Annotated in this window: 10 protein-coding genes; 9 read left to right on the forward strand and 1 reads right to left on the reverse strand. The window is 29.9% G+C overall.

Annotated elements, in window-relative coordinates:
• The first annotated feature begins 10 nt into the window (after window positions 1–10).
• Window positions 11–5,518 (forward strand): alpha-2-macroglobulin family protein, encoded by a 5,508-nt coding sequence (locus AC2TEO_RS00920; protein ID WP_442266307.1) that lies wholly within the window; start codon window positions 11–13, stop codon window positions 5,516–5,518.
• Between the two features lie 73 nt (window positions 5,519–5,591).
• Here AC2TEO_RS00920 and AC2TEO_RS00925 read toward each other — a convergent pair whose 3' ends face one another.
• Window positions 5,592–8,639, reverse strand: coding sequence for a T9SS type A sorting domain-containing protein (locus AC2TEO_RS00925; RefSeq protein WP_442266308.1), 3,048 nt, complete (start codon window positions 8,637–8,639; stop codon window positions 5,592–5,594).
• 314 nt (window positions 8,640–8,953) lie between these two features.
• Between AC2TEO_RS00925 and AC2TEO_RS00930 the strand changes: the two genes are divergently transcribed.
• From AC2TEO_RS00930 to pbpC, 8 genes are all read left to right on the forward strand, one after another.
• A complete protein-coding gene (locus tag AC2TEO_RS00930) occupies window positions 8,954–10,264 on the forward strand; it encodes a short-chain dehydrogenase (RefSeq protein WP_442266309.1) in 1,311 nt (436 codons plus the stop codon).
• 231 nt (window positions 10,265–10,495) lie between these two features.
• Window positions 10,496–11,059: a hypothetical protein gene (locus tag AC2TEO_RS00935; RefSeq protein WP_442266310.1), complete on the forward strand. Its 564-nt coding sequence runs from the start codon at window positions 10,496–10,498 to the stop codon at window positions 11,057–11,059.
• Between the two features lie 304 nt (window positions 11,060–11,363).
• Window positions 11,364–12,179, forward strand: coding sequence for a hypothetical protein (locus tag AC2TEO_RS00940; protein ID WP_442266311.1), 816 nt, complete (start codon window positions 11,364–11,366; stop codon window positions 12,177–12,179).
• A gap of 22 nt (window positions 12,180–12,201) precedes the next feature.
• A complete protein-coding gene (locus AC2TEO_RS00945) occupies window positions 12,202–13,455 on the forward strand; it encodes a hypothetical protein (protein ID WP_442266312.1) in 1,254 nt (417 codons plus the stop codon).
• Window positions 13,456–13,457: 2 nt separating this feature from the next.
• Window positions 13,458–14,378, forward strand: a complete 921-nt coding sequence (locus AC2TEO_RS00950) for a glycosyltransferase family 2 protein (RefSeq protein WP_442266313.1) — start codon at window positions 13,458–13,460, stop codon at window positions 14,376–14,378.
• A gap of 6 nt (window positions 14,379–14,384) precedes the next feature.
• Complete coding sequence (locus tag AC2TEO_RS00955; RefSeq protein WP_442266314.1) at window positions 14,385–15,548, forward strand: phenylacetate--CoA ligase family protein; 1,164 nt, start codon at window positions 14,385–14,387, stop codon at window positions 15,546–15,548.
• A 148-nt stretch (window positions 15,549–15,696) separates the two neighbouring features.
• The gene (locus AC2TEO_RS00960; RefSeq protein WP_442266315.1) at window positions 15,697–16,698 is read left to right on the forward strand and encodes a metallophosphoesterase family protein; all 1,002 of its coding nucleotides are present in this window, start codon (window positions 15,697–15,699) and stop codon (window positions 16,696–16,698) included.
• A gap of 311 nt (window positions 16,699–17,009) precedes the next feature.
• Window positions 17,010–19,355: a penicillin-binding protein 1C gene (pbpC, locus tag AC2TEO_RS00965; protein ID WP_442266316.1), complete on the forward strand. Its 2,346-nt coding sequence runs from the start codon at window positions 17,010–17,012 to the stop codon at window positions 19,353–19,355.
• Window positions 19,356–19,785 lie beyond the last annotated feature (430 nt).

A 19,785-nucleotide genomic window follows, 5' to 3' on the forward strand; every position in this document is an offset into this window, starting at 1 on the left:
TGTAAAAAACATGATCAAAAAACTATCATCTTATGTGTTGATTCTTATTGTTTTAATAACAGGATGTAAAAAGAAAACAGAAGTAAAAGAGAGTGATGTAACCAGTTTTACGGAGTACATTAGTGTTTATCCAGAAAAAATGATTTCTGTTTTACCCAAATTAGATTTTTACTTGAACAAAACAGTAGATGCACAAGAAATTGGTGATGATGTAATTACAATGAGTCCAAAAGTAAAAGGAAAAATAGAACTTAATAATACTGTTTTATCTTTTGTGCCTGAGGAAAAATTAGAAAGTAATAAAGAGTATTCTCTTACACTTCATTTAGATAAATTATACGGAAATGTCGATAAATCTCTTCAGGATTTTACAATTGCTTTACAAACAAAACCTTTACAGTTTAGTGTAGCATTACAAGCTCCTTCGATTTATAATAAAGACTGGTATTACATTGAAGGAAGTTTAACTTCTAGCGATGTAATCGAAGGAAAAAAAATAGCAGAATTAGTAAAAGCAAATTACAACGGAAAAGAGAAAAATATAAAGTTTGATATCACTTCAGATACTTACACAAACGCGGTACGATTTAAGATTGATAGTTTACAACGTTTTCCTGATGATAAAACTGTAAACGTAAATTGGAATGGAGCAGTTGTTAATTCAAGTTCGAAAGGTGAACGTGAAATGGTAATTACAGGAAAATCAAATTTTAAAGTATTGTCGTTCGATGTTTTTAATGAGAATAAGCAAAGAATAGATATTAACTTTTCAGATCCAATTAGTAAAAATCAAAATTTAAAAGGATTAATTCAGTTTGTAAATACTCAAAAACAAAATTTTACAACCAAAATAAAGAATAATGTTATAAGTGTATACCCAAAAGCTTCTATTCGTAATAAAGTAGATATTGAAGTTTTTAAAGGCATAAAAAATACTGAAGGTTATACTTTAAAAAGTAATGTTGTTAGAACTTTATATTTTGAACAATTAAAACCAGAATTAAGTTTCATTAAAAGTGGAACTATTTTACCAAATTCAGACAATTTAAAAATTAACTTTAAAGCAGTAAATTTAAAAGCTGTAGATGCTACTGTTTACAAAATTTATAAGAATAACGTTCTTCAATTTTTACAAAACAACAATTTAAATAATCAAGGTAATATTCGTTATGTAGGAAGACCAACTGCAAAATATACAGTCAATTTAGCGAATCAAGGATTACATTTAAGTAAGCCAAATGCTTTTGCAGTAGATTTATCAGACTTAGTTACTATTGAAAATGGAGCGATGTATCGAGTTGAATTATCGTATCACAAAGAATACTCTAATTATTCTTGTGATGGTGAAGAAAGTAATGCAACTATTGTTTTCGGGAAAAAAGAAGTAGATACACGCAATTACGATCGTGCTGGTTATGGTTATTATTACGATGATTATTACGACGATTACAATTGGAATGAACGCAAAGATCCTTGTAAAAAATCATTTTACAGGAATAAAAAAATTAGCACCAACTTATTAGCTTCTAACTTAGGAGTTATTGTAAAGAAAGGAAATAACGATAATACTTTCGTAGCAGTAACCAATCTTTTAAGTACTCAACCTTCAAACGGTGCTAAAGTTGAATTAATTAATCTGCAACAGCAGATTGTAGTTTCTGCTAAAACTAATGCGGAAGGTGTTGCAATTTTTGATGATGTAAAAGGAGCATATTTTGCAAAAGTATCTGATAATAACAGCACAACTTATGTAAAGTTGAATGATGGAAATTCATTGTCGATGAGTAAGTTTGATGTTTCAGGCGCAAGATTGCAGAAAGGAATTAAAGGATACATTTATGGAGAAAGAGGAGTATGGAGACCAGGTGATAAAATGTTTTTAACTTTTGTGTTGAATGATAAAGCAAATCCAATTCCTGAAAAACATCCAATTAAATTTGAATTGGTTGATCCGCAAGGAAAAATTACAGATCGAAAAATTGTTCAGAAGAATAATTTAAATGTATACACTTATGCGCCTAAAACAGATGCAGAAGCCATCACTGGAAACTGGAAATTAAGAGTGAATGTAGGTGCAGCCAAGTTCAATAAAGTATTAAAAGTTGAAACGATTAAACCAAATCGTTTAAAAATTAAAATAAAAACAGAAGATAAGTTTGTAAAATCAGGAAAACCTGTTCATGGTGAGTTAGAGGTAAAATGGTTACATGGAGCAATAGCAAGAGGTTTAAAATATGATATAGAATCTAAGTTTTCTAGAACAACAACTAAATTTCCTAAGTATGATAATTATGTTTTTGATGATGTTACAAGAAGATTAATAACGACTAATTCGGTAATTGCATCTGGAAATTTAGATAATGAAGGTAAAGTTAGTTTTACTAAAAAAGCAGATTTAGGAACTAGAGTACCGGGAATGGTTCGTGCTAGTTTTATAACTAAAGTTTATGAAAATGGAGGTGATTTTAGTACAGATGTGTACAGTACCAAAGTTTCACCATACAAATCATATGCAGGATTAAATTTAGCAGAAGAACAACAGTCTAAAAATTATTTATTTACAGATCAAGAATATGCTTTTAATGTAGCATCTGTAAATGAAGAAGGAAAAGGAATTATAAATGATTTAGACGTAAAAGTTTATAAGTTAAGTTGGAGATGGTGGTGGAGTTCTTCTAGCGACGGATTATCTTATTACGATGGTTCAACTCAACGTGAATATTATGATTCAAAGAATGTACGCACAGATGCAAACGGTAAAGGTGTTTTCAATTTAAAGATTGATAAAAATGATTGGGGACGTTATTTAATTAAAGTAAAAGATAAAAAAAGTAAACACGTTACTTCTGCAGTTGTTTATTTTGATTGGCCTTCTTGGTACGGAGCTAAAAGAGGAAGTCAAGACAAAACAAATGCAACAATGCTTGTGTTTTCAAGTGATAAAGAATCCTATAATGTAAATGAAAATGCTACAGTGAAATTTCCTTCATCAGCAGGTGGTAGAGCTTTAATTACTATTGAAAATGGAACACAAGTTTTAGATCATTTTTGGGTAGAAACAAAAGATAAACAAACAGATTTTAGTTTTCCAGTTTTAAAAACATACACACCAAATGTATTTGTAAATATTTCATTGTTGCAACAACATTCTCAGACAAAAAATGATTTGCCTATTCGAATGTATGGAGCAATTCCGATATTGGTGAAAGATCCAGAGACTAAATTAGAACCAGAAATTCAATTAGCAGATGAATTAAAGCCAGAAAGTATTGCGAAAATTAGAGTTAAAGAGAAGAATGCAAAAGCAATGACTTATACAATTGCTTTAGTTGATGATGGATTATTAGATTTAACTCGATTTAAAACACCAAATCCATGGTCGACATTTTATGCAAGACAATCTTTAGGAGTAAGAACTTGGGATATTTTTGACGATGTTATTGGAGCTTATGGAGGAGAAGTAAATCAGATTTTAAGTATTGGTGGAGATGAAGCTAAAGCAGGAAGTAAAAACAAGAAAGCGAATCGTTTTAAACCTATGGTTTCGTTTTTAGGGCCTTTTAAGTTAGGTTCAGGAGAAGTAAAAACTCATGAAATTAAAATTCCGAATTATGTAGGTTCAGTAAGAGCGATGGTTGTTGCATCAAATGGTACTAAAGAAGCTTATGGAAGTGACGAAAAAAATGCTTTTGTGCGAAAGCCTGTAATGGTATTAGCATCTTTACCACGTAAAATCACACCAAAAGAAACCGTTACTTTACCTGTAACAGTTTTCGCAATGAAAGAAAATGTAAAGAATGTAAAAGTTACGGTTAAACCAGATCCTTCATTTAGTATTGAAGGTAAAGCAACACAAACATTACAATTCAATCAGCCAGATGAAAAAATGGCATATTTTACTTTAAAAGTAAATGATTTTAAAGGTATTGGTAAAGTAAGAGTAGAAGCTAGTTCAGGAAGTGAAAAGGCATTTTACGAAGTAGAAATAGATGTATTAAATCCAAACCCAGTAACTACCGAAATTAAGGAGTTAGTATTAAAATCAGGAGAAGAAAATCAATTAGATTTAGCAACTTTCGGTACTAAAGGAACGAATTCTGCAAGTATAGAATTATCTACATTACCTCCAATGAATTTTACAAGTCGTATGGAGTATTTAATTCGTTATCCACATGGTTGTGTAGAACAAACGACGTCTAGTGTTTTTCCTCAGTTATATTTCCCAGAGTTGTTTGAATTATCTGGAGATAAGAAAAAATCAATAGAGCGAAATATAAAAGCAGCGATTAATAGATTATCATCATTTCAAAAATTAAATGGTGGACTTTCATATTGGCCAGGAGGAGTAAGTACTAATAGTTGGGGAACATCTTATGCAGGTCATTTTTTATTGGAAGCTGAAAAAAGAGGATACGCATTACCAATTGGATTTAAAGCCAAATGGTTAACATATCAGAAAAATGAAGCTAGAAAATGGAGAAAATCTTCAAAATATTATAACAATGAATTTGCTCAGGCTTATCGCTTATATTCATTAAGTTTAGCCAATAGTCCAGATCTAGCATCAATGAATAGATTAAGAGAAACTTCAGGAATATCGAGTTCAACAAAAAGACGTTTGGCAGCTGCTTACGCATTAATAGGAAAAAAATCTACAGCTGAATCTATTTTAAAATCAATTACAAGTAATGATTATAGCAGAAGATATTATTACAATTATGGTTCTGAAATTAGAGATAAAGCAATGTCGTTAGAAACGTATACTTTAACAGGAGATGAAGTACAATCGATAAAGTTAGCAAAAGATATTGCTGAAAGTTTATCTAGTGATCGTTGGATGAGTACTCAAACAACTTCATATGGTTTATTGGCTATGGCTCAATATGCGTTAAAGAATGGAGAAAATTCAGGTATTAATGCAAATTATACTTGGAATGGAACCAAGACATCAATAAACACAACAAAATCACTATTTGTGAAGGATATGAATTCGTTAAAGAGTAATAATGCATTTGTGATTAATAACAGTTCTAAAAGTCCATTATATGTAAGAGTGTATAATAGAGGGATTTTACCAGTAGGAGAGGAGAAAGTAATTCAGAAAAACCTTGATGTAAATGTAGTTTATAAAAACAAAGATGGTTACAGAATCGGTGTTGAAAGCTTATCTCAAGGAACAAATTTTGTTGCAGAAATAACTGTTAGAAATACAACAAACGAAACAGTTCAAAATATAGCACTGACACAATTTTTACCATCTGGTTGGGAAGTTGTAAATACTCGTTTTACAGAGTTTGGTAATAATACTACTTCTTCTGCAGTAGATTATACAGACATTAGAGATGCAAGTATTAGCAATTATTTTACGTTATCTGGATTTAAATCGAAGACATTTAGAGTGTTATTAAACGCATCATATTTAGGAGATTACTATTTGCCTGGTGTACAAGCTGAAGCCATGTATGATAATGATTATATTTCTAGAACTAGAGGCCAATGGATTAAGGTTTTAAAATAGAGGGATTTACATGCCGAAAATAAAAAAGGTCACTCAATTTCGAGTGACCTTTGCTTTTTTTAAGAAATTTATATTATTTTTTTATGAAGCGTTTTGTAACAGCTTTACCATCCGAAACAAACTTCACGAAATAAGAACCGGTTGCGAACTGAGAAGTATCAATAGTTGTTTTTTCGCTTACTTCTTTATCAGAAGTATAAACTATTTGTCCAGTGATAGAATAAATAGTTACTTGACTAAAGCTACCGTTTAAGATTTCAATATTTAAACTATTCACAGCTGGATTAGGATAAAGTTTTATATTCTTTAATGAGTTATTTGTAAAGTCTAATAATTCTTCACGAGGAGTATTTTCGCTTTTTGTATCTGGCACAAATGGAGTTTTTACATTGTCTCCACTAATTGTAATTTGATCAAAATAAACTCTATCAGCATTTCCACTTGCATCACAACGTAAACGGAATCTGTTTGCAGTAGTAAAGTTAAAATTAGCAGCATCTAAAGTGATAATATCGGTAAAGAATTCTTCGTTGTTATAATCTACACCTACAGTATATTGACCAATTACTTGATAAGAAGAACCGTTAAAGAATTCAACTAAGAAGTTTTCACCAGATTCAAAACTATTAATGAAAGCAAAAAACTCAAAAGTTATTTCGTTATTTCCAGAAAGATCTAATTCAGGAGAAACAGTATTCGAAGTAGAAGTATCATCTCGTAAACGCATAGAGAAACTTCCATCATAAGATCTTGTAGCATTATTTACACGAGCACAATCACTTCCTGGGTCACTCCAACCTTCAAGTCCAGTTTCAAAGCTAAACCCAGCAATAACACCAGATGATCCTCCACCACCGTTTCCAGTTTCTAAGTTTACAGTATAATCCTCAACTTCACCATAGGTAAAAGTCTCACAAGAAGTAGGAACACCGTTATATTTCATAGAAACTCTCATTCTAACAGAAGTCTGAGAAGTACCGTTAGGAATAGTAAAAGTTCCGGAATTAGTTGCATCTGTTGATGGGTTTTTAGACCACACTAATTCACCAGAATCATCAAAATTACCATTATTATTATAATCAATCCAAACAGCATAACCTTCATTGTAAATAGTTCCTGTCCAAGTAGGAGTAATAGTTATGGTATAGCTTTGTCCTTCACTTAAATTAGTAGAAATACTAGAAAAATCAGAATAGCCTTGTGCTCCAGAATTATTGTTAATCGTATTTAAAGTAACGTTACTTATAAACTCATCGCTTACATTATTTCCTGTAGAATCACAATACGGTAATGGTCCATCAATTGTGGTAAATATAATATTTATACTTCCTGAATTATTTCCAGCTGCATCCTGTGCTATAACAGCAGCAGTGTATTGCGTGTTAGGAGTTAATCCTGTTACATCAAAAGAAGTATTAGATGAAGTTCCAACTTGATTTCCATCTATAGAAATTAAATATCTAGCTACTGCTACGTTATCAGTAGCGGCAGTCCAATTTAACGTAGCTCCACTAGAAGTAATATTTGAAACAATTAAGTTTGAAGGATCTGTTGGAGCTTCTGTATCAGGTGGTCCAGCAGGTTGCATTTCAAATGTACCAACCACACCTTTTCTTCCATCATTCATATACTCTGTTATATACCAAAATGTACTATTATTTGATGGATCAACATCAATTTTACTATAATCACCATAACGTGTGCCTGGAATATTTTGATTACCATTTGCGATTAATCCTTCTGCAGCTGTCATTGTACCTAGAGGATCTCCATTTGATCTACCTGTGAAATAAGAACTTACTCTCGTTGTGGTTGTCGTTGTTGGTCCAGATAAAGATGTATATCCCATACCAATATTTCCATTTGCATCCATGGCTAAACTAGCATTCCAAGCATGTCTTCCGTCAGGAGCATTATATGTTCCTTCTTGGTATAAAGACCAAGGTTGATTATCGCCAGTTTGACGAAATTCCATCCAACGCACACCTGCTAGTTTTCCTGAAGAAGCATCAGTGTCTACGACAAAATTAAAAACAGCAGAATTATGAGTTGCGAATTTTCTAAATTGAGCTTGATTCATAATTGTAGCTTGTAAAGCATCAATTGTCGGTCCACCATTTGGTTGTGGTAAATTAGAGAAACTTCCTCCATCAAAGACACCAATAAAAGGAGTTACAGTAATTTCTTGTGGGTTAGAAACTGTTGAAGCAGCTGTATTGTTCCAATCAACATCAATAGTCCAAACTTTTACATGATCCGTAGAAACTCCAGACCAAGCATTATCTTGCATATAAACAACAGTTGCTCCACCAGTTGCCGGTAAGTTATTATCTGTAACATTTAATACTTGCGGGCTATAAAAACCACTGGTTTTAATGTTGGGTAAGTCAAATCCTAAGATGCCTGCATTAGTATCTCCCTGTAGCATTGCATTTCTTTCTAATGCCCAAACTCTGTTAGAGCTACTTGTATTATCGGTTAAATAATACCCATCACTCCAAATAGATAACTTTTGATAATCATTAATTTGACTAATATTATAAATATACCATCCAGAAGTTAGTGGATTTGGTCCATCAGAAACTGCAATTTGAGCTCCACCACCTAAAAAAGATAATACCCATCTGTCGGCAGCATTATCATAAGATACGGTTAAATCACAGCATCCACCAGATGGGAAAATTGCTGGGTTAGGAGCAGTTTCTCCTAACAATTCGTTTCCTTGTTTATCATAAATCATAAATCCAGTATTAAATACTACCATAACATGATTAGGACCAACAGCTAAAGAAGGATCGGTAGGTTGTGAACTAGAAGAATAGGTATCAAATACTAATCCAGCATTTGCCATTTTTCTACTTTGTTCCATAGGATGTCTGTTTCTTCTAAAAAAGTCGTCTTGCTTTTGAGGATCTTGTCCAGGAATAATAATATTCCCCATAGATCTTTTGTCTTTAGCTTCTTTTGGTACATCAACAAAAGGAACTAAATCTGCAGTTCTAGATACGATTGGTGAAACGTACTCTACAGAAGAGATTTTTCCACGATAAAAAGGTTTGTTTTCTTGAGAAATTGCCGCAATAGACAATAAGAAAAATACAATGAGAAATTGTTTTTTCATAATAATAGGGTTTTGGGGTTAATTAATTAACATAAAATTAACGAATTGTTTTTAATGTATATATTTGATTTTTAGTGTTTTTCCTGTTGTTTGTTAAAGGTTGTTATTAAATTGATATAAAGAGATAATTTTTGCTTACAGATTGATATAATCAATGAGTGCATTTATTTAAAAAAGCAACTAAGGTGCGTTTATATGTGGTTTAAAGTGAAAAGTATTAATGATTAAAGTAGTTGCAGTTATAAAAACACTCATTTATCATAAAATGATTACTATTGTATTAGTTTTATTATTAATAATTCTAGAAAAGTAATATGAAAAGGATCTTATTATTATCATTAGTAGTTATGATAATTGTCAATTGTTCAACAGAAATAAAAACTGATGTAGAATTATTAAATTTAGATAAAAATGAGCTTGAAAAAAGCTTAAATTCTTATAAGGTTTTTCCTTATAAATTTGGAAAAATAGCAATTCGATCTGCAGTTACAATAGATACTATTTCAGAAGAATATCAATCTTTTAAAATTTTTTTAGATAAAGTGTCTAAACGATTAATGCGACACGATTTATCAACCCCAGATGAATTATCATTATTTGATTATGTAAGTATTTACAGAGATTATAAAAAAATAGAAAACTTCATTATCAAAACAGATGAAGATATGTTTCCAACTATAGTTGATGCTTTACGAGTTACTTATGGAGATTCTATTCAAAAACAGCAGCCATATTTTTCAGGAAAACAAAAAGAATTAGTTCAAAATTTAGAGCATTCTGTTTTAAGTGCAATTGTAATTCTTAGTAAAGATTTAGGTAAAGAAGTATCATTATATGAATGTTCTAAAACAAATCCGGAGATTTTACCAGATTCAGAATTAAAAGCATTACTAAGTTATTTTAGAGGTTTTTTATTTTTTGAAAAGAAACTCTATTACCTTTCTGAAGATGAGATTTCAAGGAATATAACTTGGTTAGATAAAAATCAAAATGTCGATTTACACTATACACGAGCAATGTTTCAATGGGGAAACTTAAATAACCAACAAACTCATTTAGGTTTTCATGCGTTGAATCATTTATTTAGAGGATTCGATAGATTAATGATGAAACGCGAGATCGATGAAAAACGTGCATTAGAAGATTTTGAAGCTTTTTTAAATGATGCCAATGAAATCGGACTTAACAATGAAATCACTTGGGCTATAGAAACATTCTTATACTTAAAAACTGAAGACAAAGAGAAAGCTATAGCTTCTTTAACAAAATTAAAATCTAGTTCTTTATTATCTACCAAAGAGAAAGAAAAAATAGAAGAATCAATTAATTATATTAAGACTAGAGAATCAGGTAAATTACTTAATGGAGTTTACGATAAATTTTTCTTAAGCAAAATAGCAACAAAATATATGTTTTCTATTTTATCTCAAGTGAATTGGGAAAAATTACTAAAAGAAAACAATGTACCGCATACAGAAGAAATATTTTTGGTAGTGAATAATTTAAAAGAATTTATAGATAAGTTAAGCACATATACTTCTACAGATGAAATTAAAAAAGCAGGTGAGAATTTAAAAGACAAAGGAAAAAATCTTTTTGATAAGGCTAGAAGTTTAGTGAAATAAATGAGTATTTAGATTAATGCTATAATCTTGTTCTATATGTTACTTTCGGGAAACAAACATAATATACAAGAACCGTTGTATGTTATTTCCTCTACTTCTTAAAAAGTTAATTACTTTGTAGAAATGTTTTACCGAAGAAATCAGATAAAAAAATGCTTATTTTTAAATAATTATAAAAAGTTGCTTAAAATTTAAGAAAAGTATAATTAAATAAATAGATTTAATTTTAATATGAAACTCTTATATCTATCACTAGCCATTCTTATTAGCCTTATTATATATTGGATTTGTAAATGGGCAATTAACAAACTCTTAGATAAGGATGAATCACCAAAAAGTTTTAAAAAATCTGTTCATCAGCTTTTTACTGATTCTGATATGAATTGGGTTAATCGGTGGATTCTTGCAGAAAATTTACTTGCAATTATTATAAGTCTATGCTTTATAACAATTATCTTTTATAAAGGTTGGTTTGCTGGTGAAAAAGCCTTTATTCTCGAACCAAATCAACTAAATATTAATACCTCTAGTATAGTGGTATTAAGTATTATTTGTTCTATTCCATTAGCTTTTTGGGTAATGCGTTTACTAGGTCTCATATTGCTATTTACTTCTTTTAGCATGGATTTTTCTGATGTACATTGGCTTAAATGGATTCAAAGTTTTTTTATAAAAAATAAAAAAAAGGGGTGTTTATGGTCAATACTAAAATTATTTCAATTTGTTATTTTATGCTTTCAATTTACATTTTCATTTTTTATTTCTTATTCAATCTTAAGAATTGCCTTTAGTTAGAAAAAAATTAATGAAATTTAAAAAAAGATAAGACTTTAAAATCTCACTCAACAATTTATACATGTATTAAAATTTTTTGAAAAAGAAAACTCATTTGTAAAAAGAAAGAATTTAAAGTTGTTAGTAGTAAAAGAAAATAAATTATATATTTAAATTTCTTGATTAAAATATAAACTTTTGTACTTGAATTAAATACGTTTGAGGAAAAATCAAGATAATTAACTGAATTAAATTTTAAAATTGGAATGTAATTGATGTCTTTTTAATCAATTCAATAACCATTCTAATCTTAAAATTTAACAGTATGAACTTAATTTCTATTATTACACCAGTAATTGATCAAATGGAAGCTTCTCATTTGAAAAGTCAACTTTTAAAGTATTTCCCTTTACAAAAAGAGCAATTTGCAAAAATTGAAGCTTCTTTTAAAGCTTTAACAGCAAAGAAACAAGATCAAAACGCTTTAAACTTATTCTTTAAAAGTTGGAGTCAAACCAACAATAGTGCAATGACTGTTGCCGGGCTAAGTAATCGTATGACAATGTTAATTCATAAGAATAAAGAAGTACCAAGTGAGTATGATTTATTTAGAGCTGTATCGAGTTTAAATCGAATTGTAGATGAAGATTTAGCTGTTGTAGGTAGAGTTTTACATTCAAAGTTATTTTATGATATGGCAACTAGTATAGCTAGTGACGATTCTTGGTTATCAAATGATTTTTTAAGTCAAGAAGCTATTAATTTTAAAGCCTGGAAAGATAAAAATTCATTGCGAAATAAAGATATTATGATAGGTTTATTAACAACTTTAGTTCATGAAATATACACACATGGTGAAGTAGAGTTCATAATTCCATTATTCCGTCAATGGTTAGAAGAAGAAGGGCGTTTATCTTCGGACGAAATTGATAAATCTTTAGCTTGGATTCAAGTACACTGTGGCCCAACAGAAAAAGATCATTTTTTCCATGCGGTAGCTTCAGTACAATCTTATTCTAAGGCATTTAATGTAAATATTGAAGATTATGATTTACAAGAAATTGTAGAAGATTACTTACGTTTAAAATCAGAAGTAATGAGCGTTTTACATAAACAATTAGAACCAGAATTCGCAGTTTAAGATGAATTTTAAAAAATAAATTATGGTTAATAATATAATTTATGATTCTAATCAAGTAAGTACATTGTCTAAAAAAGGAGTATCAATTAGAGAATATAAACAACGATTAGAAAATTATGTTGGTGAACTTTCACATGATATCTCTGTATTTAAAAATACACCATTACTTAGTACAAATCATCAATTAGAATCCTATCAAGAATTAACCAAATTATTAAATAAAGCTTTACAACAAATAGTATCGAACTTTAATAAAGATATAAGAATTCAACAAATTTATCAGTTGGATGTAGAATTAGTATCTATTTTAAAATTAGCAGATAGCTTTCCTTATGAGGTAGGAATGTATCGTCCTGATATTATTTTCGATGATAAAGGACAAGCAAAAATTTGTGAAATTGGTTGTCGATATCCTATCAATGGATGGATGTTAAGTTATTATATAACTCAAGTTTTAAAGGAGTTACATACATTAGAAAACGATTGGAGTCCTGTGAGTTTTCAGTTAGATTTTATTTCTGAAATTTTTAAAAACTTTAATATAGATAAAAACATCTTTTACTTGCATAATAAAGAGAAAGGAACTGAAGCTTACTTATTGTTTGAAGAGTTAAATAAAAGAGGTTTTTCTATTCAAGATGTTGCTCCAAGCCAATTAAGTTTTGTAAACGATCAATTAGAATATAAAGGAGAACAAACCTCACAATTTATTTTAGAATTAGACAGAGAAGAGCTAAAAACAATAGATAAGAAGGTTTTAAAAGCTATTGTAAAGAGTGAACGCTGTATCAGTGATATAAGAAGCATCATTTTAGTGCATGATAAAAGAGTATTATCAGTATTATACAATGAGGAAATAATGTTGGATTATATGACTTGTAAAGAGTATCGTTTTTTAAAACAGTTTTTAATTCCTTCTTTTATTTTAGATACTTCAAAGAAAAGAGAAGAATTTTCTAAATCAGCAGAAAACTGGGTGTTAAAAAGAAGTAGCGGTGGTAGAGGAATTGATATGTATGTAAAAGCAGAATGTAGTAAAGAATTATGGGAAAATACGATACAAAATGAATGGAAAAATTACATGATTCAACAGTTTGTAGATCAGAAAAAAATACAAATTACAGAACATAATACTACTAACAAATTAAACATTGTAGGAATGTTACTTTCATATAATGAACAAACTTTTGGCCCAGGAATATATAGAGGTTCTACTAAAAGTATAATAAACGTTCATAGTGGAGCAAGTATTTTTCCAAGTGCCATAAAAAAATAAACATGAAGTTTTCTGTAGTTATACCATTATACAATAAGGCAACTTATGTTAGAGATACTTTACAATCTTTAATAAATCAAACAAAACTACCTTACGAAATTATTATTGTAGATGATAAGAGTACAGATGATAGTTTAAAAGAAGTAATGACTTTTCTTAAGAAGAATTTTAATAGACTAATTAATATAAAAGTTGAAGTTATTCGATTAGAAGAAAATAGAGGTGTAGGTTACGCACGAAATATCGGGTTTAAACAAACAACAGGAGATGTAATTAGTTTTTTAGATGCAGATGATGTTTATGATAAAAATTTACTGAAGGTTACAGAACGTACAATGCAAGAACATAGTATTGATTTTTTAATTTTAGGAATTCAATTGTTTCCATCCTATCAAATTTATCCTAAAATTTCTAAAATAGAACGAGAATTAGAACAGTTAAATCAAGAGTTATATACATTTAAAAAACCATTAAAAACAATAACTTCTCATAATTTTTATATGGGATTAGGAAGTAATGTGATTATAAAGAGAAAGTTAGGTGAAAAGGTAAAGTATATAGAAGAAAATATTTTTTATCAAGGTATAGATTATTGGTATAGAGTAATGAGAACTATGTTAAATCATGGAAACACTAATATAGGATTATTGATGGGTAATTATTTGAAAGTTAGAATTGTGCAAGGCAGTGCTTCTAGAAAGAAATACAAAACTTGGATTGATATAGATATTCCTCCTGTTTTAACACGATTTAAAGACAGTAAAGATTATTTCGATAGAAGATTAAAAGGAGTGGTAAGCTCTCGTTGGATTAAACACGCACTTTCAAACTTAGAATCTCGATCAGAAAAATTTAAATTTATCCTTCATTACAAGCGATTGTTTTTAAATCAATGTCACTATTTCTTTTTACACAAATTCTAAATTATTATGGAACATTTAAAACTTTCAGCACATTTTAATTTGGTAAAAAAATCTTCTTTATTTAAAGGTTTTTATGACGAAAAATTAAAAAGGGAAGAAGTACAACCGATGGAAAAACATATTTTGAGAAATGTATTGGAGAAAAACTTTAATGTAAAGAATGAAAAGAAAGGAGTGTATTTGGTACGATCTGGAGGTTCTTCAGCCAAACCACTTGTGTTTCCTGTAGATATAAAAGAAAATTTACATCAAAGAAATGAATTAGCTAAAGAGTTAGTTAAAGATAAAATATTTACATCAGAAACTATTGCTTTAAACTTATTCAGCTACAAAAACATGTATCGATCGGCAGGTATTTTAGATGATATTTTAGAACGTTGTGAAGCAACTACCTTATCTTTAAGTGCTGCTTCAGATTATGATATTATTTATAATTCAGCTATTGAATTTGGAGCAAATTTAGCTATGGGAACTCCAACAAAATTAGTGCGATTAGCGAATTATGTTTTAGAAAATAATTTAGAATTTCCTTTAAATAAAGTTTTATATGCAGGAGAGTTTTTAATGCCTTCACATGCAAAATTGTTTCAAAAAGTTTTTGGAGTAAAACAAATTTTATCACTTTATGGTTCTGCAGAAACTGGAATTTGGGGTTGGGGGAATTATACTGAACCTGATATGCATTTTAGAGTTTTAGATGATTTAATTATTGAAATTGAAGATTCAGATTGCGATGGAAATGGAAAAGTAATAGTAACAAATTTACTCAGAAAAAGATTTCCTATATATCGTTACTTCATGGGAGATATAGGTAGAGTTGTATATAAAAATGAACAACGATTTTTACTTCTAAAGTCGAGAGAGCCTAAATCTTTTTCAATACATTCAGAAGCTTATTTTTTAAATGATTTCGATTGGTTATATAATTATGTAGATCGTTTTCAAATTCAATTAAATATACCTTCAACACTTCAAACAGAGGTGAAATTCTTATTGGTTAACTGTAATAATTCAGAAGAAGATATTCAGATAATTAAAGAAAAAATGAATGCGATTTTTAAATTTGATTCGAAATTTGTTACTGTAATTATAGAGTTTGTAAAACAAGATCAATTATATGTAAATGAAACATCTTCAAAAACACCTATAATTGTAGATTTAAGAATGTAATTCATACCAAAAAATAACTAAACTATTATGAAAATTATTAAGCTGCTTTCTTTGGTACTAACAATATTATGTATTGTAAATTGTAATTCTAAAAAGAGAAATCAAACTAAAAATTTAATAGAAAAAGCTCAAAAAGATAAAGATTCTATTGTTTATAGTTTTGTTTTTTTTTGGATGTAATCGTGTTGATAGACATCAACAAGGTGATACTACAGCTACAAATGCGTCTACTGCAAATTTATCTGCCATGAAAAGGATATGGACTGAGGTCGCAAATTTAAAACGTAAACCAGAACTTTTGTTTTTCCTTGGTGATATGGTGCTTGCTGAAACCGATACTATTAATTTAAATAGTCAATTAAAAGCTTGGGTAAAGCTATACAACAACTCCAATTTTAGTCCAATTAGTACTTCGGGTATAGAAACTGTAGCAGTTCCAGGAAATCATGAAATGTTATACTGGCACGATTACAATGTACCAAAACATGATGAATGGCCATTAAAAGGAGCCACTAAAATTTGGATGAAATATATGAGTAACTTTATGCCTAAAGATAGAATATATGTAGAAGGAAAAGATAGTATAAACAATCAAATGACATTTGCATTTAAAAGAAAGAATATTGGGTTTATTGTGATGAATACAGATACTTATAATACACCAACTAAAGAAAATCCGTATGGTTTAGAAGGACAAATTCCTACAGATTGGATTATTAAAAAAGTTGAAGCTTATAAAAAAGATAAAGCTATAGAACATATTTTTGTACTGGGTCATAAACCATATTATGTAAATGGTAAACCACATACAGATCATCAAGGAATACCTGATGGCCCAATTTTGTGGCCTAAATTAGAGGAGAATGAAGTAGTTGCAATGTTATCAGCTCATGTACATGATTATCAAAGAATGCAACCAGGCAATAAAGGCACTTATCAAGTAATCGCTGGAAATTCAGGAAGTCCTGGATCAGCAACATTTTTTGGTTATACAAAAATCGATATTATGAGCAGAGGAAAAGTAAAACTGACAGCAATGGGATTCGATGTTGGTAATCCTTATTATAAAGCTGTTCCAGAAAATCCATCTACAGTAAGAGATCAAACTACTTTAACATGGAGTCAAAATTCAAATCTATATCAAAATTAAAAAAATTAATGAGGCGTAAATAATTTCTATATTTATTTTGTATGAAATAATTCTAATAAGGTCTTTATGTAGATATGTCCCTTTTGAAGCTTTTTCTTTTTAGGAAGATCAGAACATGGATGGCATGATAAGTTTTCTAAAACTAGAGTTGTAAAAATATAAATTAAAAATACTTCATATAATAGCTCTAAAAATGTTAAGACTTTAATAAAGGTATCGTTAACTCATTTTGACTATAATATCTAAAACTTTTTATCTAATTTGCAGTGAAATAAAAGAGATAATTATCTTTTAGAAAGAGAAAATTGCAGATGAATAAAATAAAGCAAATCTTAGGTAAACATAAGTTTAAAATAATCTTCTTTATACTTCTTATTTGGTATTATTTTGCTTTACCTAAAGAGCTGTTTAATACACCAACATCAACTGTGGTTACGTCTAATAATAAGGAGTTGTTAGGTGCAACAATAGCAAGTGATGGTCAATGGCGTTTTCCTGAATTAGATTCTGTTCCTACCAAATTTAAACATTGTATTATTCAGTTCGAAGATGCACATTTTTATAAACACTTCGGATTCAATCCTGTTTCCATTGTAAAAGCACTACGTCAAAACTTAAAAGCCAAAAGAGTGGTTCGAGGAGGTAGTACATTAACACAACAAGTTATTCGTTTATCAAGAAAAAATCAGCAAAGATCCTATATAGAAAAGTTTAAAGAACTGATTTTAGCTACACGATTAGAGTTTCGATATTCTAAAGAAAAAATACTTCAATTATATGCTTCTCATGCACCTTTCGGCGGAAATGTAGTCGGATTAGAAATGGCAGCTTGGCGATATTACGGTTTACAACCACATCAATTATCTTGGGCAGAAAGTGCCACTTTAGCAGTGTTACCAAATGCTCCATCTTTAATTTATCCGGGAAAAAATCAACTACGGTTAAAAAAGAAACGAAATCGATTATTAAAAAAGTTATTTCAAGAAGAAGTAATCGATAGTTTAACCTACACATTAGCAATAGAAGAAGAATTACCACAAAAACCACATGAATTACCTAATCTAGCTTCGCATTTTGTTCAAGAAGTAAAAAAGAAGCATAATGGAAAACGTATTCATAGCACTGTAAATATTGAACTTCAACAACAAGTTCAGAATTTAGCAAAGTTGCATTATCAGCAAATGCGACAAAATGAAGTCCATAATTTAGCTGTATTGGTATTAGATGTAGATACAAGAAAAGTACTAGCTTACTTAGGAAATTCACCAACAGATAAAAAACATCAAAAAGATGTAAATAATATCATAGCTCCTAGAAGTACAGGAAGCACGTTAAAACCGTTCTTATACGCCCATATGTTACAATCAGGAGAGTTATTACCAAGTCAATTAGTAAAAGATATTCCGACGGAAATTGCAGGTTATACTCCCAAAAACTTCGATTTATCTTTCGATGGTGCAGTTCCCGCTGATGAAGCTTTAACACGATCTTTAAATATTCCAGCAGTTCGAATGTTACAGGAATATGGATTAGAAAAATTTAGAGATCATTTAAAAGAATACGATATTACGCATATTAATAAATCAGCAGATTATTATGGATTGTCATTAATTCTTGGTGGGGCAGAGGCGAGTTTGTGGGATTTGTGTAAAATTTTTGCAGGTTATGCAGGAACGGTAAATCATTATGAAACCTTAAAGCATCAGTATTATAAAAATGAGTTTGTAAATCCTGTCTATCAGAATACCAGTAAAGTTGATTTTGGAAAAGTAAATGCGAATCAAAGTATTATCGATGCAGGTTCGGCATTTATTACTTTAGAAACACTTACGAATGTAAATCGACCATTATCAGATCAAGCATGGAAATACTACGATTCTTCTCAAAAAATAGCTTGGAAAACAGGAACAAGCTTTGGAAATAAAGATGCTTGGGCGATAGGAACCACATCGAAATATGTGGTAGGTGTTTGGGTAGGAAATTCTGATGGTGAAGGACGACCAGATTTAACAGGTGTAGGAAGCGCAGCGCCGTTAATGTTTTCTGTGTTTGATGTATTACCGAAAGCGACTTGGTTTTTAGAACCGTTTGAAGATTTAAAAGAAGTAGCTATTTGTAAGCAAAGTGGTTGTATTGCATTACCAATTTGTCCATCAACAATAAGAAGAGTTTCAAAGAATGGAGTTAGAGGAGCATCTTGTATTTATCATCAAGAAGTATTGTTAGATAGTGATGAAAATTTCCGAGTAAATTCAGAATGTGAATCAGTAAATAATATGATTACAAAATCTTGGTTTATTTTACCTCCATTAATGAGTTACTATTACAAACAAAAAAATCCAGAATACAAAAAATTACCAGAGATAAAAGCAGGATGTTCAACCATAGAAAAAAATACAATTGATTTTGTATATCCAACAACTATTCAGTCTAAAATGTCTCTTACTAAAGATAATAACGGAGATATTAATCCAATTCTAGTCAAACTCACACATAGTAATCCTGAAGCTAAAATTTACTGGTATATTGACAATACTTTTATGAAGGTAACTGAAGAATATCATGAATTACCAATTCAACCTTCAAAAGGAAAACACACCATAATGGTTATCGACGATAATGGAAACGAAGCCAAACGTTTCATCGAAATTTATTGATGAAGTATAAATAGAATTAATTCTAGTCTATACTTGCTGACTGAGCTAAGTCGAAGTCTGGTGACTGAGTTTATCGAAGTCAATACGGCCCTTCGAGAACCTCAGGGACCTTTGCAATCAAAATATAGTAGTATAAAGTTGGATGCAGAGCCTAGTCAAAGCCTGGCGATTGAGTTTATCGAAGTCAATATGGCCCTTCGAGAACCTCAGGGACCTTTGCAATCAAAATATAGTAGTATAAAGTTGGATGCAGAGCCTAGTCAAAGCCTGGCGACTGAGTTTTATCGAAGTCTGGTGACTGAGCTAAGTCGAAGTCAGAAATCAGTAAATCAACACATTAATTATAACATAAATAGATCAATTTAAACAGCCCTTGAACAATCAGCAACAGAATTGCATCAAAGTTTTATTATCAACTAAAAATAGTATA

Source organism: Tenacibaculum aquaeponti (assembly GCF_057221555.1).